The 18517-nt window shown below is 71.1% G+C and carries 21 protein-coding genes and 1 pseudogene; 14 read left to right on the top strand and 8 right to left on the bottom strand.

Translation table 11 applies throughout. The features are described from left to right. The first annotated feature begins 3 nt into the window (after window positions 1–3). A complete protein-coding gene (locus CRP55_RS21025; RefSeq protein WP_097321805.1) occupies window positions 4–2919 on the top strand; it encodes an AfsR/SARP family transcriptional regulator in 2916 nt (971 codons plus the stop codon). Here the strand turns inward: CRP55_RS21025 and CRP55_RS21020 are convergent. From CRP55_RS21020 to CRP55_RS21005, 4 genes are all read right to left on the bottom strand, one after another. Further along, complete coding sequence (locus CRP55_RS21020) at window positions 2906–3964, bottom strand: DUF2293 domain-containing protein (protein ID WP_097321804.1); 1059 nt, start codon at window positions 3962–3964, stop codon at window positions 2906–2908. The two genes, CRP55_RS21025 and CRP55_RS21020, sit on opposite strands and share 14 nt — an antisense overlap. A 10-nt stretch (window positions 3965–3974) precedes the next feature. Then, the gene (locus CRP55_RS21015; protein ID WP_097321803.1) at window positions 3975–4781 is read right to left on the bottom strand and encodes an NmrA family NAD(P)-binding protein; all 807 of its coding nucleotides are present in this window, start codon (window positions 4779–4781) and stop codon (window positions 3975–3977) included. A 214-nt stretch (window positions 4782–4995) separates the two neighbouring features. Next, window positions 4996–5310 carry a hypothetical protein gene (locus CRP55_RS21010; protein ID WP_097321802.1) on the bottom strand — a complete coding sequence of 105 codons (315 nt, stop codon included), beginning with the start codon at window positions 5308–5310 and terminating at the stop codon, window positions 4996–4998. Between the two features lie 26 nt (window positions 5311–5336). Then, entirely contained in the window at window positions 5337–5786 is a 450-nt protein-coding gene (locus CRP55_RS21005; protein WP_143234779.1) for a hypothetical protein, read from the bottom strand. A gap of 39 nt (window positions 5787–5825) precedes the next feature. Here CRP55_RS21005 and CRP55_RS21000 point away from each other — a divergent pair, with 39 nt between their 5' ends. The 7 genes and pseudogenes from CRP55_RS21000 (at window position 5826) to CRP55_RS53150 (ending at window position 9057) form a co-directional block, all read left to right on the top strand. Next, window positions 5826–6605 (top strand): class I SAM-dependent methyltransferase, encoded by a 780-nt coding sequence (locus tag CRP55_RS21000; protein WP_097321800.1) that lies wholly within the window; start codon window positions 5826–5828, stop codon window positions 6603–6605. A gap of 8 nt (window positions 6606–6613) precedes the next feature. Continuing rightward, window positions 6614–7114, top strand: coding sequence for a C45 family peptidase (locus CRP55_RS54775; protein WP_245923221.1), 501 nt, complete (start codon window positions 6614–6616; stop codon window positions 7112–7114). Further along, window positions 7080–7319 (top strand): annotated as a pseudogene (locus CRP55_RS56010) (hypothetical protein); the annotation flags it as partial. The gene CRP55_RS54775 and the pseudogene CRP55_RS56010, both read left to right, overlap by 35 nt. Before the next feature lie 57 nt (window positions 7320–7376). Further along, window positions 7377–7625 carry a hypothetical protein gene (locus CRP55_RS54765; RefSeq protein WP_245923220.1) on the top strand — a complete coding sequence of 83 codons (249 nt, stop codon included), beginning with the start codon at window positions 7377–7379 and terminating at the stop codon, window positions 7623–7625. Beyond that, window positions 7622–8173, top strand: coding sequence for a hypothetical protein (locus CRP55_RS20990; protein WP_097321799.1), 552 nt, complete (start codon window positions 7622–7624; stop codon window positions 8171–8173). The genes CRP55_RS54765 and CRP55_RS20990 overlap by 4 nt, the downstream gene beginning before the upstream one ends. 21 nt (window positions 8174–8194) lie before the next feature. Next, window positions 8195–8575 carry a hypothetical protein gene (locus CRP55_RS20985; RefSeq protein ID WP_143234777.1) on the top strand — a complete coding sequence of 127 codons (381 nt, stop codon included), beginning with the start codon at window positions 8195–8197 and terminating at the stop codon, window positions 8573–8575. Further along, window positions 8509–9057: a hypothetical protein gene (locus tag CRP55_RS53150; RefSeq protein WP_179855275.1), complete on the top strand. Its 549-nt coding sequence runs from the start codon at window positions 8509–8511 to the stop codon at window positions 9055–9057. Before CRP55_RS20985 ends, CRP55_RS53150 begins: the two co-directional genes overlap by 67 nt. Here the strand turns inward: CRP55_RS53150 and CRP55_RS20975 are convergent. Further along, window positions 9051–9701: a Type 1 glutamine amidotransferase-like domain-containing protein gene (locus CRP55_RS20975; RefSeq protein WP_097321796.1), complete on the bottom strand. Its 651-nt coding sequence runs from the start codon at window positions 9699–9701 to the stop codon at window positions 9051–9053. The genes CRP55_RS53150 and CRP55_RS20975 overlap by 7 nt on opposite strands. A gap of 144 nt (window positions 9702–9845) precedes the next feature. Here CRP55_RS20975 and CRP55_RS20970 point away from each other — a divergent pair, with 144 nt between their 5' ends. Beyond that, a complete protein-coding gene (locus CRP55_RS20970; protein ID WP_097321795.1) occupies window positions 9846–10769 on the top strand; it encodes an acyltransferase domain-containing protein in 924 nt (307 codons plus the stop codon). A 23-nt stretch (window positions 10770–10792) separates the two neighbouring features. Continuing rightward, entirely contained in the window at window positions 10793–11326 is a 534-nt protein-coding gene (locus CRP55_RS20965; protein WP_097321846.1) for a hypothetical protein, read from the top strand. Between the two features lie 7 nt (window positions 11327–11333). Here the strand turns inward: CRP55_RS20965 and CRP55_RS20960 are convergent, their stop codons facing one another. Next, a complete protein-coding gene (locus CRP55_RS20960) occupies window positions 11334–12122 on the bottom strand; it encodes an SAM-dependent methyltransferase (RefSeq protein ID WP_097321845.1) in 789 nt (262 codons plus the stop codon). Further along, window positions 12119–13060 carry a serine hydrolase domain-containing protein gene (locus CRP55_RS20955; RefSeq protein ID WP_097321794.1) on the bottom strand — a complete coding sequence of 314 codons (942 nt, stop codon included), beginning with the start codon at window positions 13058–13060 and terminating at the stop codon, window positions 12119–12121. Before CRP55_RS20955 ends, CRP55_RS20960 begins: the two co-directional genes overlap by 4 nt. Window positions 13061–13195: 135 nt before the next feature. Between CRP55_RS20955 and CRP55_RS54760 the strand changes: the two genes are divergently transcribed. The 4 genes from CRP55_RS54760 to CRP55_RS20940 are packed head-to-tail and all read left to right on the top strand — an operon-like array spanning window position 13196 to window position 16186. Continuing rightward, window positions 13196–13600 (top strand): hypothetical protein, encoded by a 405-nt coding sequence (locus tag CRP55_RS54760; protein ID WP_245923234.1) that lies wholly within the window; start codon window positions 13196–13198, stop codon window positions 13598–13600. Further along, window positions 13519–14685 carry a phosphotransferase gene (locus CRP55_RS53955; protein ID WP_245923230.1) on the top strand — a complete coding sequence of 389 codons (1167 nt, stop codon included), beginning with the start codon at window positions 13519–13521 and terminating at the stop codon, window positions 14683–14685. The genes CRP55_RS54760 and CRP55_RS53955 overlap by 82 nt, the downstream gene beginning before the upstream one ends. Before the next feature lie 56 nt (window positions 14686–14741). Further along, window positions 14742–15080: a PadR family transcriptional regulator gene (locus CRP55_RS20945; RefSeq protein WP_438865802.1), complete on the top strand. Its 339-nt coding sequence runs from the start codon at window positions 14742–14744 to the stop codon at window positions 15078–15080. After that, on the top strand, window positions 15077–16186 hold the full coding sequence (locus tag CRP55_RS20940; protein ID WP_097321792.1) for a hypothetical protein: 1110 nt from the start codon (window positions 15077–15079) through the stop codon (window positions 16184–16186). The genes CRP55_RS20945 and CRP55_RS20940 overlap by 4 nt, the downstream gene beginning before the upstream one ends. Before the next feature lie 4 nt (window positions 16187–16190). Here CRP55_RS20940 and CRP55_RS20935 read toward each other — a convergent pair whose 3' ends face one another. After that, window positions 16191–18461 (bottom strand): putative bifunctional diguanylate cyclase/phosphodiesterase, encoded by a 2271-nt coding sequence (locus CRP55_RS20935; RefSeq protein ID WP_245923219.1) that lies wholly within the window; start codon window positions 18459–18461, stop codon window positions 16191–16193. Window positions 18462–18517 lie beyond the last annotated feature (56 nt).

Raw genomic sequence — 18517 nt, 5'->3', positions numbered from 1 at the left:
ACCATGGATTTCCAGGTGCTGGGGCCGATGGCCGTGCTGCGGGCGGGACACCGGGTCGACCTGGGCAGTCGCCGCCGTGAGCGATGCCTGCTCGGGCTGCTGCTGCTCGAGGCGGGCCGGGCGATCAGCATCGACCGCCTGGTCGATCTGCTCTGGGAGGGTGAGCCGCCGGCCAACGCCCGGGGCACGCTGAGCAGCCATGTGTCCCGGCTGCGCGGACTGCTCGACCCGAACCGCGACGGCGGTGACGGCTTCCAGCTGCGCACCCGGGGCGACGGCTACATCGCCGACGTGCCGCCCGGCGACGTCGATGCCCACCGCTTTCGGGCCCTGACAGAGTCGGCGGCCGGCCTGGCCGATCCGGCGGACCGCTCCCGCGTCCTGGGCGAGGCCCTCGGCCTGTGGCGCGGTCCGCTGCTGGCCGACGTGGCCAGCGACTGGTTGCGGGACCGCGTCGGCGCCGACCTCGTGGAGCTGCGGCTGGCCACGGTCGAGGCCAAACTCGACGCCGATCTCGCCTGCGGGCGCCACTCCGAGGCGGTGGTCGAGATGGCCGGCGTCGTGGCCGGCAACCCGTTCCGCGAGCGGCTGGCGTCGCTGTTCATGCTGGCCCTGTACCGCAGCGGCCGGCAGACCGACGCGCTGGCCGTCTACCACACCGTCCGGGACCGGCTGGCCGAGGAACTGGGCATCGACCCGGGATCGGATCTCCGATCGATGCACGAGGCGATCCTGCGCCGCGACCCCGGCCTCGAGTTGACGAGCGCCGGGCCGGTCGCCGCCTCGGCCGGGCGCGCGCAGCTGCCCGCCCCGCCCCGGCACTTCACCGGGCGGGCGGCCGAACTGGCCGGGTTGAAGGCGATCCTCGACGCCGAGCGCGACGAGCACTGCCCGGTCATCGCGACGATCGTCGGGCCGGCCGGGGTCGGCAAGACCGCGCTGGCGCTGCGCTGGGCCACCGCCGTGCGCGACCGCTTCCCGGACGGCCAGCTCTACGTGAACTTGCGCGGCTTCTCCGTCGACCCGCCGACCCCGCCGATCGAGGCGCTGGGTCAGCTCCTGCGCGCCCTCGGAGTGGCGGCGGAGCGCATCCCGGCCGACGTCGACGAGGCGGCCGCCGCGTACCGGGGCCAGCTGTCCGACCGCCGGATGCTCGTCCTGCTCGACAACGCGTTCGGCGTCGACCAGGTGCGGCCGTTGCTGCCCGGCGGGTCGGCCTCGGCCGTCGTCGTGACCAGCCGCAACCGGCTGGGCGGGTTGACGGCGGTGGAGGGTGCGCACCGGGTCACGCTGGCGCCGCTGCCGATCGTCGAGGCGGGCGACCTGCTGCGGGCGGTGCTCGGGCCGGCCCGGGTGGACGCCGAGCCCGTCGCGGCGGCCGAGCTGGCCGAGGCGTGCGGGCGGCTGCCGCTGGCCCTGCGCGTGGCCGCGGCCAACGTGGGCGACGAGTCGGCGGTGGCCATCCGTGACCATGTGAGCGAGCTCCGCCGCGGACGGTTGAACGCGCTGGCCGTCGACGACGACTCGCAGGCGACCGTGCGGGTGGCGCTCGACCTGTCGTACCTGCGCCTGGCGCCCGAGGCCCAGCGCCTGTTCCGGCGGATGAGCCTGGCCCCCGGGGCCGACGTCGGTGTGCACGGCGCCGGCGCGCTGCTCGGGGTGGCACCGGCGCAAGCGCACCGCATCGTGGGCTCGCTGGCCGACGCGCACCTGGTCGACGAGTCACCACTGGCCCGCTACACGATGCACGACCTGGTCGGGTTCTACGCGGCCGAGAGGATGGAGTCCGACGAGCCGGCCGCCGGCCGGGCCGAGGCGGCGGACCGGATGATGGACTGGTACCTGGCGGTCGCCGAGGTCGTCTGCCGGCTCGGCATGCCCCGCCGTCACCGGCCGCCGCTGACCCCACGCACTCCCCCGCACGACGATCTCGTGCCGGCGGAGATGGAGTCCGCGCTGGCCCTGCTCGACGGCGAGCGGTCCCGCCTGGCCGCCGTGACGAAAGCCGCCCTCGACCGGGGCGAGTACAGGTCGGCCTGGACCTTCGCCTATCTGCTGGGCGTGTACTACCAGGTGCGCGGCGACGGCCTCGACGGTCTCGCCGTGTACCAGCACGGGCTCGAGGCGGCCGAGCGGATCGGGGACGAGTTCGGCGCCGCGGCGATGCACAACAGCCTCGGCATCACCCACGGCACGCTGCGCCGGTGGGCCGAGGCGACGGACCACCTGCGGCAGGCCGAGCGCTACTACCAGCAGACGGGCGACGCCGATGGCGAATCCCGTGTCCTGATCAACCTCGGCCGTGTCCTGTCCGAGCGGCGGCAGTTCGGCGACGCCGAGCGCGCCTATGAACGTTCGCTGCGGTTGAGCACCACCATCGGCGACCGCCGGCGCGTCGCGCACGCGTGGAACAACCTCGCCATGACCTATCTGGCCGCCGGCAGAACCGAGCAGGCGGTGGAGGCGGCCGAATGGTCCCTCCAGAAGTTCCGCGACCAGGACGACCGTTACGGCGAAGGGCTCGCGTCGGACACCCTGGGCCGCATCCACACGTCGTCGGGCGAGTTCGACGCCGCGTTGAAGCACTTCCAGCAGGCTCTGCTCTCGTTCCGGGACAGGGGCCACCGGGAGGCCGAGGGCGAGACGCTGGCCAACATCGGCGCCACCTACCTTCGGCTGGGCGACATCCCGGCCGCGATCGAGCATCTGGAGTCGGCCGCGCGGCGCCACCACAGCGTCGCCGATCCCCACGAGGAGGCGGTCGCCCGGCGCCTGCTCGCCGAGGCGCACCTGGCCGAGGGCGACCGGAAAGCGGCGCTGTCCGAGCTGGACGCGGCCGGAGAGCTCCGCAAGCTGGCCCCCGACGCCACCGAGGAGGCGGCCCTGCGCCGGGTCATGGCGACGGTCACCGGCCGTTGAGGGGGCGCCGCCAGGCGTCGAGCAGCTGGTCGATGGTGGCGCGGATCCGGGTGCGGGCCTCGTCCCGGGGGACGCCGGACATCAACAGGTCGTCGTACGGCGTGTCCTCGTGGCGGATCGAGGCGATCACCGCCCTGGTCACCGCGTCGGGGTCGAGGGAGCGCCCGGCGGCGCTCCGGCCCACGCGGCCCGAGCCTCGAAGGCTGGTGTGGTCGCTGATCTCGGCGGCCCGGGGTGGTGGGCACGAAGGGAACAGGCGCAGGATCTCGGCGGTCAGATCCCGCTGGAAGACCTCGTCGGCCGCTTCCCGGCGCTCGCGGTCCCGTTCCCGGCGGCGGGCCCGGGCGTCCTCGTCGGAGAGGCACTGCAGCTCGGCCTGCTCGATGGCCGAACGCTCGACCAGCAGGCCCTGGCGCTCGTTGCGCTTGCGAGAGCGGTTGAAGCGGACCACCACGGCCGACAGGCGGCTCGCCGCCTTGGCCCGGCGGGTCATGGCGGCGTCGCCGGCCGGCAGGAACAGCAGGTGGTCGAGGTCGGCGCAGGTCAGGCAGATCGGGCCGCCGTCCTCCATCATCAGCATGTCGGTGCTGGTCAGACCGCAAGCCGTGCAGGTGAACTCGCGGGCCGGCAGCACCACGACCAGGTCCGGGGCCTTGCTCTGCCGGGTGGTCATCCGCTCCCGCTGTTTGTCCGTGAGTTCGGGAGCCATCCAATGCGTGCGGTACGCCGTCTCGTCGCCCGCCTCCGTGAAGCGCAGCCGGCGGCGGTCGCGGGTGGCCGCCACGTACTCCACCTCGCTCGGCTGTAGACCTCGAGCGTGGACCCAGCGATGGAACACCTCGAGCGCGTCGGCGATTCGGTCCGGTGACACCGCGGCCACCGCCTCCAGCACCGGGGCCCGGCCCTGGCGCCAGTCGGTGACCTGGCCCGGCGGCAGCCAGCCCAGGCCGGTCAGCACGTCGAGCGGGCTCACGTACCGCTGCCGCTGAAGGGCCTGCTCGGCGGCGGTCACCACGCGGCGTTCCAGCTTCGACGTGGGCTGCATGCACGGCACGTTACCGGGCCGGGTTCCAGACCCCCGTGGCCGCGTGCCGGTCCGCGTACGCGCTGAAGTCCCGGGCCGGGCGGCCGAGCGCCTCCATCACCCCGTCGGCCGTGCGCACGTTACGGCCGTCGAGGATGTGGCGGAACATGTCGCCCAGTTCGGCCGGCAGGCCGGCGTCGCGCAGCACAACCCCGTACTCCTGATGGGAAACGGGTGTGTATTTGATCGTGCGACCGGTGGCCCGGCTCAGCTCGGCCGCGACGTCGGCGAAGGTCAGCGCCCGCGGCCCGGTCAGCTCGTAGCGACGCCCCCGGTGCCGCGGGTCGACGAGCGCCGAGGCCACCACGTCGGCGATGTCCTCGGCGTCCACGAACGGCTCGGGCACGTCACCGGCCGGCAGCATGATGTCGCCGCCGCGTACGGCGTCGACCAGGAAGTCCTCGCTGAAGTTCTGCATGAACCAGGCACACGCCACGATCGTCCAGCCGGTCCCGGCCGCCTGCACGTTCCGCTCGGCCTGCTGAGCGAGCGGCTCGCCGCGCCCGGAGAGCAACACGAGCTGCTCGACGCCCACACCGGCCGCCGTCCGGGCGAAGGCGTCGACGATCTCCGCCGCTCCGGGCAGACCGAGATCGGGATAGAAGGTGATGTACGCCGACCGCACGCCCACAAGCGCGGGCGCCCACGTCGACTCGTCGTGCCAGTCGAACCGCGTGGCGCTGCGGCGCGACCCCACCCGTACGTCAATCCCTTGCCCGGCAAGCCTTTCCGCCACCCTGCGCCCGGTCTTGCCCGCCCCGCCGATAAGAAGAATCATGCGTTCCAGTAGACGGGCGAACCTCGTAGACGCGGAATGCCTCAGACACTCACCCCCATAAGCGAAACCTCCCGCCCCTTCGTATCGGCCGCCGTGGCTTTCGGCGAGCACGCTCAACCATGCGACCCGTCGCTGATAGGCCGGGTCGGGAGCGAGCTCAGGGAAAGTCGCGGTGACGGTCCCCGATCCTTCGTCGATGTCCTCGGCCCCGGCGTCACGAAGCGCGGCAACACAACGCGGCGACGGCTACGGCCGGAACCCGAATCTCGTAGCGCGTGGGGCGAGGCCCGGCCCTCGGATATTCCGCACCGGCTCCGGCGGCCCAGTGCAGCCGATCGGCGAGGTCGCTGAGCACGCCGTTCACCGCGCCACCGGTCGGCTGACCGCTGCCGACGAGCCGCCGGTGGAGATGCTGGATCAGCTCCTCCGGCAGCTCACCGTTCACGAGATGGCCGTTCAGAACGGCCACCACACCGACCAGAGCGGCGAGATCTTCGTACGGCAGAGCCCGAATCCGATCCCCCTCCATCGCCGCAGATTACCGCTGCTGAGGTTTCAGTCCCACCAGAGAGCGACAGCGAGTGCCCGGTCAGCGGCCTCGGTGTAGAAGTCGCGGAGAGCGCCGAGGTGATGGCGCAGGTAGGAATCGAGGTGACCTTCGAGCTCGGGCGTCTGTGCGGCGGCAAGCGCAGTGGCGACCTCGGCGACTCTGACCGGTTCGAGCGCTGTGACCGGGTGTTCGAATATCGAGTCCGGGACGTCGCGGTACGCCGGGTTGATCTCGCTGTCTCCACCGATCGCGTGACGTAGCAGGGCGGCGGCCGGCTCCGGAAAGCGCGCCAGCTCGAACGCGCGGAGAAGTGGTGCCGACGCCCAGTCCAGGTCGAGGTGGTCGGAGGCGGGCAGCAGCCGGAAAGAGCAGAGGTCGTCCAGCTTCTCTACGACCTCGCGGCAGGCGTCGAGCTGGTCGGAGGACAAGCGGGCCAGCTGTTGAATGACTGCCACGCCGTGCAGTGTCGCAGACATCCGGAATACGGTCTGGTGATGGAGGACAGGAAACCCGGTCGGGTGTTCGGTGAGGTTGCCGGTGACTACGACCGCGTACGCCCGTCGTATCCGGCGGCCGTGTTCGATGACGTGGTGAGCTACGGCCGGGCCGGCATGCATGACCTCCGGGCGCTGGAAGTTGGTGCGGGCACGGGCCGGGCGACCGAAGGGTTCGCCGCTCGAGGGCTGCCGGTGGTCGCGGTGGAACCGGACGGGGCCATGGCCGAGGTGCTCGCCCGGCGGACTGCGCGGTTTCCGGGTGTACGGATTGTGCTTGGGAGCTTCGAAGAATTCCGTACCACCGAGCAATTCAGTTTGTTGTTCAGCGCCGAGGCATGGCACTGGACCGCTGCCGAGACGCGCTGGTCGCGGGCGGCGGAACTGCTTTCCGGGGGTGGGGCGCTGGCGCTGTTCTGGAACAACGAACGGGTCGCTGATTCCGCCTTGCGGGCCTCCATGCTGCGGGTATTCGCCCGGCACGCCCCTTCGGTGGTCATCAACGACAAGCCCGTGACTTCACAGCAGGTGTGGCGGCAGTGGCCGGGCGACGAGCTTTCCGGCCTCGCCGAGTTCGAGGATCTGACGAGCCGTCACTACCAAACGCGGCGAACCATGCCGGCGGCGGATTATCTGGGCCTGACTCAGACCAGATCGCAGTTTCGCATGTTGCCGCCATCGGTTCGCGAGGAACTGCTGGCCGCCCTGACGCGATTGTTCGGCGATGCGGTTCCCCTCGCGGTTCACACAACGCTGCTCCTTGCCCGGCGCCGAGCCTGAGCTGATGTGTGAAGATCATTGATGTGAGGGAGTTTGCCGTTGCCACTCACCTTGTCGTGCGCGGAACCCAGGCGGAGATCGGTTTCGCTCTGGCTGGGGCGGCGATTGAGGTGTACGGCTCCACGCCGCGCCCGGTGAAGCCTGTGCTGGGGCGTGCTCGGCGGCGGTGGTTCGAAGTGAACTGGCCTGAGCACCACGAGCGGTCGCGGGGCATGGCAGCGGCCTTCGGCGTGGCCTACGACGACCCGTCGTTGTGCGTCGACGAGCTCAACGGCTTGCCCCTGCCGGGCGGGTGTTCGGCGGTTTGGTGCCCGCCCAGGGTCGTACGGAACTTCGACATTCACGCGTCGGTCATCGAGACAGCGCCGGTCCGCCCTCATGTCGTGGAGATGCATCCGGAACAAGGGCTCTCCTCCGTGGCGATCACCGGCAACAACCTGAGCGGCTGCCTGGAAGGCATCAACGAAGCGGGGACTGTGCGTCGTCGAGCTCGCCGACGGACAGAGTGACACCATCCGGCCGACGGGTTCGCCGCAGGCCGGCCTCGACGAGTCCCAATTACCGCGGTTCCTTCTGGACAGGTGCCGTACGGCCGCGGACGCGCGCGAGGCGCTGCACGCCGCCAAGCACTACACCCGGTACAGCACGTGCCACTTCCTGATTGCCGACGCCCACGGCGACGCGTTCGTCTGGGAGCAGGAGGGCGACAACATCGAACACATCGTCGAAGCCGGAACGGAACCGCTGGTCATCACCAACCATCTGCTGTCGGTGCCCTCACACGGCGGTGACGGCGACAGTCACGTACGGCTTCGCCAGCTCACCCACCAGCTCGGGAGTGGCGATCTGCACAGGGCACTCGACTCGGTTCGAGCCGAGGAGACGGCCGAGGACCGATCCGCCGTCACGCTGTGGCGCAGCGAGTATCAAACGTCGACCTCGTCGATGACGGTCCGCTTCCTGCTCGGCCTCGAAGCGGGCCGGCGCTACAGCCCGCCGGTGTCTGTCGCGTTGCGATGATCGACGAGCCGTATGTGCTGGCCGGCTTCGTGGTGGGAAGCCGCTGGGTGCCGCCGGCGCAGCCCTGGACCGAGGGACTGCCGACCGAAGTCGTCACCGCCAGCGACTGCTTGGCGGAGTTGCTGCCGTTCGGCGACGACCCATTGGCCGCCCCATGGCATCTCTCGCTGGACGATGCGATCGACACCGCCCGGAAAGCGCCCGGCACCCATGTGCTGGCGGTGAGCGTGCCGGCAGCGGACGCCGATGTGGTGGCCGAGACGATCCAGGAGTGGATCGGCGACCATCCGCATCCCGTTCTGGTGAACCTTGCCCGGCGAGCGGTCCCACCCGAGGTCCCGGTCCTCGGCTTCGAAGTGCTCGGCTTCGACGCCGGCCGCTTTCACAGCTGGCTCTGCTACGGCTTGCGTAACGAGGGGACCGCCGCGCTCACCGAGATGGCCGACGCGAAGCGGGTCGCCGATCTGGCCGATCACGAGCGCGGCACCCCCTACGGGACACCCGAGGATGTCACCTGGTTCCCCGTGCGGATCGGCCGATGCCGTTGACGGCGCACTACGGTGGAATCCATGACATTGACACTCAGTGATGCGGTGGAACGCGTGAAAGGGCCACGTGCCCGGGAATTCCTGGTGGCGCTGCGCGATGCCGCCGAATGGGAGTCACGCTTCGCGATCGAGGTGTGCGCCCGCGAGCAGGACGACGGTCTCCTCGTCTCCCTGCGGGTGTCCTCCTTCTCGCCCGATTTTCTGGTCGCCACCCTTGGCGTCCTGTTCACCGAGGATGTCCTGCGGGGGGACCTTCTCGGTGACAAGACGCTGCGGTTCCCGCGGCGGCCCAGCGCGCTTGCCCTGTCGGCCGAGGGGGATGCCCGGAGCTCGGGGTGCGGGCGGCGCAGTGGTTTAGGGAGACGCTCGAGCGGCTTGACCGGGCCGAGGAGAAGACTCTGATCGACACGCCCCGGGCACACGTCATCACCCGGCTTCGGCCGCCGGTGGACGGTGCGCACGAGCAATGGAAGAGGACCGTCCTGCGGTGGGAGGGCGGGACCCATGCCTGGCTGCGCAAGCGCGGGCAGATCAAGCACCTGCGCGGGTGGCGGGTGCGGGGACACCACTGGCCGGGCGGCTTCGGGCTCGGGGACATGGCGGCCGTCGCGCTGGGGGCGGTGGTCGTGCTCGCCGGGCTGGTGCCGCCGGTTCTGATCGGGGTGCTGATCTATCAGGATCTGGACGGCGCTGCCGGTCCCCCGGCGGCGAGCCTCGGGTTGCCCAAGATGCTGTGGCTCCTGGGCGCCGGCGTGTTCCTGGGTAAGGCGTGCGAGGCCGCGGCATGGGCCATCGCCATGAAAGAAAATACGTTCTTCTACATGCTGGCTTACCTGTACGGAGGTGACCTGATCCTGGGCCTGGGCTGGCTGATCTTCTACTGAAACCTCCTCCACTCCCCTTCGGAGATCACCTCGACTACGCCGTCGACGACCTGGATGGCCGTCTCCTCGTCGATGGCGTAGGCCGGGGCGCCGAGGCCGTCGGCCCAGCGTTCGGCGTCGGCCATCGAGTTGTCCGGGAAGGCGTTCAAGTGCGGGAAGATCGAGAAGTCGACCACGCCCAGAGTGCGGTCGTCGGGGGCGGACGGCCACTCGACGAACAGCTTGCCGATGCGCGGTGTCATCACCATGCTGCCGGCGCTCACGCCGACCCAGACCTTGTCGGGCAGCGACGGCAGCAGGTCGGCCAGACCGGACTCGCGCACCCAATGGCTCAGGTATGTGGCGTCGCCGCCGTCGACCAGGAGCACGTCGGCCTCGCGCACCCACGGAATCCAGCGCTCGGCGCCGATCGTGGGCAGCGCGGTCAGCTCGAGGACACCCAGCGACGCCCAGCCCAGCCCGGTCAGATGTTCATATCCGTTGATGAGGCCCCGCACCGACTGGGGACCGCACATCGGATGGCCCCATTGGGCGGTCGGCACGCACAAGGCCTGGCTCTCCTCGATGGGCTTGCCGAGAAGGCGTACGAGCGCCGCCCGAATGCTCGGATTCGTGACCCCGCCGGACGTGAGCAAAAGCTTCACTGTGCCTCCAAAGATGAAGAGCCCACGCGCAGGACATTACCGGTCTCGGCAGCGGTAGGAGTGCCGTCCACCAGGCCGCCGGGCGGCTCCGAGCGCGGAAGTCGGCATCGAGGCCGTGCGTGACACGGGAGGTAGGGTCACCCCGTGGACCTGGATCACATCGCCGCTCAGCTCGGCGTGCCCGTCGAAGAGATCGAGCGTGTTCACCGCCTGGCCGGCGACCGGCCGTCGGCTTCCCTGCCGGATCCCTCGCCCGCCCCGATCGGCGCGCTTCTCGACCGCCTCGCGGTTCGGCCCGAGGACGCCGCTGAGATCATCGCCGGCTGGCCGCACCCCGGGTCGCCACAGTGGAGCCCCGAGCTGCGGTGGCTGCTTGACCGGTCGACCGCCCTGGTGCGGGCCGACCTCGGCGGCTACGGCTGGCTGGCGCCCGGGCCGGAGCTGCCGCGCTACTTCGTCTACGTCTACCTTGCTCTTGTCGACGTCGTGACGGCGTACCACCAAGAACGCGGCATCTCCGGCGCGGTGACCCGGGCGACCCTGGCCGACCTGGGCCGCAACCTGGCCGTCGACCGCCGGATGAAGGGTGAGGGCTGGCCGGTCATGCAGAGCTGGCTGACCCTGCACGTGCGCGGCGGCCTCTACGAGCTGGGCCGCCTGCAGTTCCAGCGCGGCGACACGACCCTCGACCTGCACATCCCCGAGTCGGGACCGCTGACCCCGGCCGCGGTCGACGCCTCCCTCGACGAGGCCCGCGAGTTCTTTCCGCGCCACTTCCCCGGCGAGCACTACGAGGCCTTCACCTGCGGCTCCTGGCTCCTCGACCCGCAGCTGCTCGACTACCTGCCGGCCGACTCCAACATTGTCCGCTTCCAGCGGAGATTCGAGATTCTGCCGTACGAGGAACCGGTGGGCCTGGACGCCGACGTGGAGGCCCGCCGCTTCGTCTTCCGCACGCTGAGCACGCCTCTCGACCAGCTCCCCCGCGACACCGTCCTGCAGCGCGCCATCATCGACCACCTGACAGCCGGCCGCCACTGGCAGTGGCGGCGGGGCCGCCTTCGCTAGCGTCCCGTTCGTACGCTGCCGTCATGAACATCGACGCGGCCAGCCTTCCCAGCGATGTCGTCGACCTGATCGACGCCCTTCAGCCCGGCGACGAGCTGGTCGTCACGCGAGCCGGCGTGCCGATCGCGACGATCACCGGGAACGTGGTCCTGCCGCGCCGATCCGACATCGCGCACCCTTCGCCCGGCCGCGACGACGTGACCGTCGTGGCCACGGCGATGAAACTGCCGGAGCCGGCGCGGGCGTCGCTCTCCGAGCGGCTCGGCACCGGCTACATCGTGGTCGACATGCAGGCCGCGCCGGAGACGACCGACGTGCTGCTGGTGCCGCCGGTCAGTCCCCAACTGGTCGGCTGCCTGCGGTCGATGTTCCCGCGGGCCCGCGTCGTGGTCACCGAGATCGAGGACGACGACCTGGGTGTCCACTACCTCGGCCCGATCCGGCGCATGCTCGACGCGGGCGCCGAGACCTACCTGACCTCCACCACCATCCCGAGCCTGGCCGCACAGCTGGACCAGGCCGTCATGCCACCCAGCCGGCCGACGCTGCCGAGCTGACGGGGATTCAGGGTTTGCGGCCGACCGCCCCGAACTCGTCGACCTCGCGCAGGTCCTCGGGTGAGGCGCCCGGGGACGGGCGCCAGCGGGAGCACGGGACCAGGCCGGGCTCGACGACCTCCAGGCCTTCGAGGAAGCGGGCCAGCTCCTCGGGCCGGCGCAGGTGGTAGGAGAGCGGGGCGTTCGCGTTCCAGACCCCGATCGCCTCCTCGAAGGCCGGGCCGTCGAGCACGTTCGTGCCGTCGGCCGTGACCAGGTGGCTGCCCGACGGCAGCGCGCCCATGAACTGGCGGACGATCGCCACGGCCTCGTCGAGGTCGGGCACGTGACCCAGGATGTTCATCAGGATCAGGCCGGTCGGCTTCGACAGGTCGAGCGTGGTGCGGCCGGCCGCCTCGAGCACCGCGGCCGGGTCGCGCAGGTCGGCGTCGATGTACTCGGTGGCGCCCTCGGCCGTGCCCGTCAGCAGGGTGCGGGCGTGCGTGAGCACGAGCGGGTCGTTGTCGACGTACGCGATGCGGGCGTCCGGCGCGACCGCCTGCGCCACCTGGTGGGTGTGCTCGGCGGTCGGCATGCCGGTGCCCACGTCGAGGAACTGCCGGATGCCGGCCTCCTCGGCCAGGAAGGTGACCGAGCGCTTGAGGAACGCCCGCGACGACCGCGCCACCACGGCGATGTCGGGGTAGAGCCCCGCGAACTGGTCACCCACCTGCCGGTCGACCGGGAAGTTGTCCTGCCCGCCCAGCCAGTAGTTCCAGACCCTCGCCGAGTGCGGGATGCCAGTGTCGAAGCTCATCCCCACACTCTAATGTGGACTACCGAGGACGGCCCGCATTCTTGCACGATCATCTCCACCAGCGGCACATCGTCGCGGTTGGCGAGGATGACGCCGGTCCAGCCGCTGTCCGGGTAGATGCTCCAGTTGGCGCAGACACCGGGGTTCCCGCCGGCGCGCTGAAGCGCCCACTGCCCGCCGGCGATCTCGGCCGACGGCCCGTACGTGCCGAACGACCCCGGCCCGAGCGGAACCTTGGCCGCCAGCAGCACGTCGGCCCAGGGCCGCTCCAGCAGCGTGCCGTCACCCAGCCCGCGCACGAACCGCACCAGATCGGGCGCGGTCGCGAAACCGCCGTCCCCGATGCCGTCGATGAAGGCGCGCCCCGGATTGCGGCCCTCGAGATGGTCGTACGGGCTCCCCTGGTCGAGGTGGCGCAGAGCGTCGACCCGGCTCCCGTCCGCCAGCGTCATGTACGGGTGGGCGATGTCCGCCCCGGTGAGCCACTGCGGCCGGGTGTGGAACGCCGACCCGGTCATGCCGCAGCGCCGGAAGATGTGCTCCTCGACGTAGTCCCAGTACGACTGCCCGCTGACGGCCTCGACGATCAGCGCCGGAATGACCGTCTCGGCCCCGGCGTGCAGTTCGTTCGGAACACCCGGAGTGCCGATCAGCCGGGCCTGCCGCGCCCACCGCTCCTGATACGCGTGCACCTCCTCCCGGCTGGCGAAGACCCGGCGGATGTCCTCCTCGGGCGTGTTCATCCCGGAAGTGCCGGAGAGCATGTGGTGAATGGTCACCTTCTCGGCGATATCGGCCGTGAACCCGTCCAGGAAACGGCCGACCGGATCCGTCAGATTCAGCTTGCCCTGCTGGGCCAGTTGAAGGATGGCGACAGCGTTGAAGGGCTTGCCGCGGGCCGGCGCCGGCCTTCCCAGCGCTTCCCAGTGCCACCGCACCGGCGGTTCCCCATTGGAGCACCCGTCTCCGTCCCACTCCGGACACCGATTTCATCGTCATGCCGTCCACTGAAGACGAGCGGCCGTCATGGCGAGATAAGCGACCCTTTGACGTCCCTGCTACAACGGACGGCGATGAAGCTTCTTCTGACCGACTCCGGTGTCCGGAACGCGAGCATCCACGCGGCGCTGGTCGAGCTCCTGGGTAAGCCGATCGCCGAATGCAGCGCTCTCTGCGTTCCCACCGCGGGCTACGGCGGCAACGCTGATCCGTTTCTGCCGTGGGAGTTCATCAGTGGCCGGTCCCCCGACCCGATGACCGGGCTGGGGTGGAAGTCGGTGGGCATCCTGGAGCTCACCGCCCTGCCCAGCATCGACCAGGAGCTCTGGGTCTCGTGGGTCCGGGCGGCGACGTCCTCCTGGTCAACGGCGGTGTCACGCAGTATCTGGGCCGGTGGATGCGGGAGTCCGGGCTCGCCGACCTCCTGGCGTCGCTGCCAGAACTGGTCTATGTGGGGCTCAGCGCCGGGAGCGTGGTGATGACCCGGCCCGCCGCCGGGGCCGGCGATGACACACGGCTGGGCCTGGTTGATTTCTCCCTCTCCGTGCACCTGGACGATGAGGCCGGGGCGGAGGCATGGGCGGCGGGGATCGCGGGTCCGGCGTACGCCATCGACGCGGAGACCGCGATCAAGGTGGTCGACGGCGCCGTCGAGGTGGTCTCCGAGGGCCGGTGGAGATTGTTCAACGACGAGGATCTGGTCCGGGACCTGCTGCGCGACCAGCACCCGGACCTGGCCGATCTGCCGATCCGGGAGGTCGCGGGCGGGTGGGGCAACCAGATGTGGCGCCTCGGTGACGACCTGGCCGTTCGGATACAGCGCATGGACACGAGCGCTGACCTCCAGCTCAGGGAGCGCCGCTGGCTGCCGTTGCTGGCCCCGCGCCTGCCCCTTCCGATTCCGGTTCCGGTGCGCAGCGGTGTGCCCTCCGAGCGCTTCCCCAAGATGTGGACGGTCGTGAGCTGGGTCGAGGGCACACCCCTGGACCGGGGTTCGATCGACCGCGGCGACCACGGGGCCGACACGCTGGCGGCCTTTCTGCGAGCGCTTCATGTCGAGGCGCCCGCCGACGCGCCGGACGGCGGGGACTTCGGCGCTCACCCCAGGGACTGTACGGGCGGGTTCGAGCGCTTCCTCGGTGCGATCGAGGATCTGGGCGAGCACGAGGACCACATCCGGACAGTGTGGGACGACGCGGTGGCCGCCCCCGGGTGGCCGGGGCCGCGGGTCTGGGTGCACGGCGACCTGCATCCCGCGAACGTCGTCGTCGCGGACGGGACGCTCGCGGGCGTCGTCGACTTCGGCGCGCTGTTCGCCGGCGATCCGGCCTGGGATCTCGGTGCGGCCTGGCTGCTGCTGCCCGAGGGGTACGCCTCGCGCTTCTTCGACCGCTACGCCGGAGCGGACGAGGCGACGGTCCGGCGCGCCCGTGGACTGGCCGCCATGAAGTGCCTCTTCCTGATGCTGATGGGCCAGAACGGTGACCGCGGCCTGCCCGGCGGCAAGCCGAACTGGGGACCCGCGGGCCGCGCAGCCCTCCGTCGTGTCCTGAAGGGCCTGTGAACGGACGCCGATACATCGCTTGACGTTACATATCGTCTGACGTACTGTCGGCCCCCATGCGAACTCAGACGTTCCTGATCCTCGCCGGTCTCGCGGAGCAGCCCCGTCACGGTTACGGCATCGTTCAGACGGTGGCCGGCCTCTCCGAGGGCGAGGTGAAGCTGCGCCCGGGCACGCTGTACGGCGCGCTCGAGCGGCTCACCGAGCAGGGGCTCATCGAGGTGGACCACGAGGAGGCGGTGGAGGGCCGGTTGCGCCGCTACTACCGGCTCACCAGGGAGGGCGCCACCGCGCTCGGCGCCGAGATCGAGCGGTTGCAGCGGCACACGGACGCGGCCCGCGACCAGTTGAGCCGTTGGCCCGGCGTCGCCATCCCGGCGGGAGGCGCGGCATGAGCGCCGAGACGTGGCCGACCACCGACGAGCGGTTGGCGCGCCGCTACCGTCGTCTGCTGCTGGCCTATTCGGGACGCTACCGGCGCTTGCACGGCGCCGAGATGCTCACCACGATCCTGGAGATGGCCGAGCCGGCGCGTTCCCGGCCCTCCGCCGGTGAGGCGTGGCATCTGATCGGCAGTGGGGTACGTCAGCGCTTCCGGCTCCCGTCGGGCCGCCCGTTCACGGTGGTCACGGCGGTCCTGGTGACCGTGGTGCTGGGCGTTTTCGGTGCGGCGGCCGGAAGCGTGCTCGGCACGAGCGCCGGCCTGCCGTCGCGGTCTGATGCGCAGAAGCTGGTGAACGCGGCGGTCACCGACCCCAGGGCGAGCTTCGTCTACCCGATGAGCGGGTCGGGCCGGGCCGACTCGCTGAACTTCAGCGTGTCACCCGGGGTGCGGCAACCGAACTGGACCGTCGAGGATGCTCGCGCCGGTCTCGCCGCGGACGGCTGGACGCTCACCGAGTTCACGGTCCACCCGCGCCCGGCCTCGATCACCTGCACCGCGGATGCCGTCCCCGGCGGGGCCTGCGTGTTCGAGTCCACCACCGCGACGGTGATCGCCGAGCGCGATGGCTTGATTCTGCGCGGCACCGCGACCGACTTCCTCGCCGGCGAATCCGGTGACGCCTGGGTCGGCGGCCTCAGCGGCACATTGTTCACCGAGCGCAACGCCGCCTACCTCCCGCTGACCGCCGCTGGTGCGCTGCTCGGCGCGCTGGCCGGATGGTTGCTGACTGCCGCCCTCGCCTACCGCCTCAGGTCGCTGCCGCCGGGCTCCGGGCGGATGGTCGCGGCCTTCATCGGTGCGGCGGTGACCACCGCCGCGGCTCCGGTGTGGGCGGTCGTGGTCAACGCGGTCATGTTCGGTGCGCACCGGAACGACACCGGCCCGGTCTATGCCCTGCATGCGGCGTTGCGGCCGAGCTCGCACCTCGACGGCGTGCCGCCCTGGCTCATTCCCGCCTGCACCGTCGCGGCCGCGGCGGCCGCGGCCATCGCCCTGGGCCTGCTGATGCTGGGCGGGGGCCGGGAAGGATCCCCGAGCGCCGCCCAGCGGACATGAGCAGTCACGGAAGACGGGAGGTCGCCGACTGCTGGTGGGCCAGCAGGCGGGAGACCTCGGCCGCGGGCATCGGATGGGCCAGGTGGAAACCCTGGCCCAGCGTGTAGCCGAGCTCCCGGAGGGTGGCCACCTGTTCGGGGCTCTCGATGCCCTCGGCCACCGTGTCCAGGCCCAGGGCGTGTGCCAGCTGGATGACCGCGCGGGCCACGGCCTGGCGCGCTCCGGCCGCCGCCGGATGGCCGTCGTCGATCTCGATGCCGTCCACGAAGGACTTGTCCAGCTTGACGATGGCGGCCGGGAAGGCCCGCAGCAGGCTCAGCGACGACTCGCCGGTGCCGAAGTCGTCCAGGGCCAGGCGGATGCCCATGCGGTCCAGGTCGTACAGGGCCCGGGAGACCTGCTGGCCGCGCAGCACGGCCGACTCCGTCACCTCCAGGACCAGGCGCTCGCAGGGCAGGCCGCTCTCGGCCAGGGCGGCCGCCACGTCGGCCACGAAGTCCGGGTCGTGCAGCTGGCGGGCCGAGACGTTCAGGCCGGCCTCGTGCAGGGCGTCGGGGCCGAACTCGGCCAGCCAGGAAGCGGCCTGGCGGCAGGTCTCGCGGAGGACGAAACGGCCCAGCGGGACGATCAGGCCGGTGCGCTCGGCGGCCGGGATGAACTCGGCCGGCCCCACCACACCCCGGCTGGGATGGTGCCAGCGGACCAGGGCCTCCACGCCGAACAAGCGGGAGCCGTCCAGGCGCATGATGGGCTGGTAGACCACCCGGAACTCGTTGTTGTCCAAGGCCCGGCGCAGCTCGCCGCCGAGTTGCATGTGGGCCAGCACGGGCTCGCCCAGGCCGTCGACGTAGCGTACGAAACCGGCCTTGCCCTGCTGTTTCGCCGTGTACATGGCCACGTCGGCGTCGCGCAGGACCGAGTCGACGGTGGCGCCCTCGGTGGCGGTGGCGATGCCGATGCTGGCCTGGACCAGCAGCCGGTGTTCGCTGATCGGTTGAGAGAAGGCGGCCAGCAGGCGCCCGGCGAGGGTCTCCGGGTCGGAGGTCAGCAGCACCGCGAACTCGTCGCCGCCGACCCGCGCCGGCAGGCCGTTGCCGCCGACGAGAGACCGCAACAAGTCAGCCACCGAGAGGAGCAGGTGGTCGCCGACGCCGTGGCCGAGCAGGTCGTTGACCGTCTTGAAGTCGTCGAGGTCGATGAGCAGCACCGAGGCCTGACCGCTGGTGGCCAGCGCCTCGGCCAGCCGATCGCGGAACAGCGCCCGGTTGGCCAGGGCGGTCAGGCCGTCGTGGCTCACCTCGTACTGCAAGCGCTCCTCCTGCGCCCGCGCGTTGCGCAGCAGCCGCGCGTTCTCACGGGCGGTCAGGTAGAGCCGGACCATCACGAGACCGGTGACCACGACGGCCGCGATCAGCGCCACCCGGACCGGCCAGCGCAGCGGTTCGCCCAGCGCCACCGCGATCAAAGGCACATCAACCAAGATCATTGCTATGTACGGAAGGAGCACGCCGACCCGCGCCGGAGAACGGAGTCCCTGGTCGGCGCGTGTCTGCGCGGCCACCCCGAGGGTGATGAGCAGCGGGGCCAGGGGCAGGACGACCGCCTGGGCGGGAACGCTGGCGATCAGGCCGAACTGCACGGCCAGCACGGCCGTCGCGGCGGCGGGCACGCCACCGGCGGCCGCGATGAAGCGGATCGCCACCCGGTCGACCGGGCCGCCGGCGATGTACGAGGCCTTGGTGGCGGCGCCGACCGCGATCAGCAGGCCGAGCCCGACCAGCAACGTCGCCTGGTGGCTCAGCGACTCGCGGGCGGTCAGCATGGGGGCCAGGCCGATGTACCAGAGCACGGCCGCGCAGCCGAGGAAGGCGATCAGCCGGTCGAGCACCATGGGCCAGCGCTCGGTGGCGCCGGCCGCGGCGACCGGCACCCGGGCCAGGGCCCCCATCGCGATGAGGAAGCCCAGGGCGGCGATGGCCGCGGCCGGGGTCGGCATGGCGCGGGTGCGGACCTCGTCGGCGTGGATCAGCGAGTCCACGGCCAGCCAGGCGTACCCGAAGGTGATCAGGCCAAGGGAGACGAAGACGGCCCGCCAGAACGGGTCGCGGCGGGTCAGGCGGTGGAGCGAGGCGGTCGCCAGGGCACCGCCGATCGGCACGAAGACATACGCGGTCGCCTCGGCGCCGATGCCGGCGCCGAGATAGGCCACACACCAGGCGGTGCCGATCACGGCGACCGCGGCTGTGGCCCGCACATAGAGCGCTTCCCGCGTCACGGAAGCGACACTAGTGCGTCCGAAGTGGAGAAGATCTCCCCCGAACGTTGGAGGGC

The sequence above is a fragment of the Paractinoplanes atraurantiacus genome, from assembly GCF_900215205.1.
In the GTDB taxonomy this organism is placed as follows: domain Bacteria; phylum Actinomycetota; class Actinomycetes; order Mycobacteriales; family Micromonosporaceae; genus Actinoplanes; species Actinoplanes atraurantiacus.
This window is presented reverse-complemented; position numbering and strand designations above follow the sequence as displayed.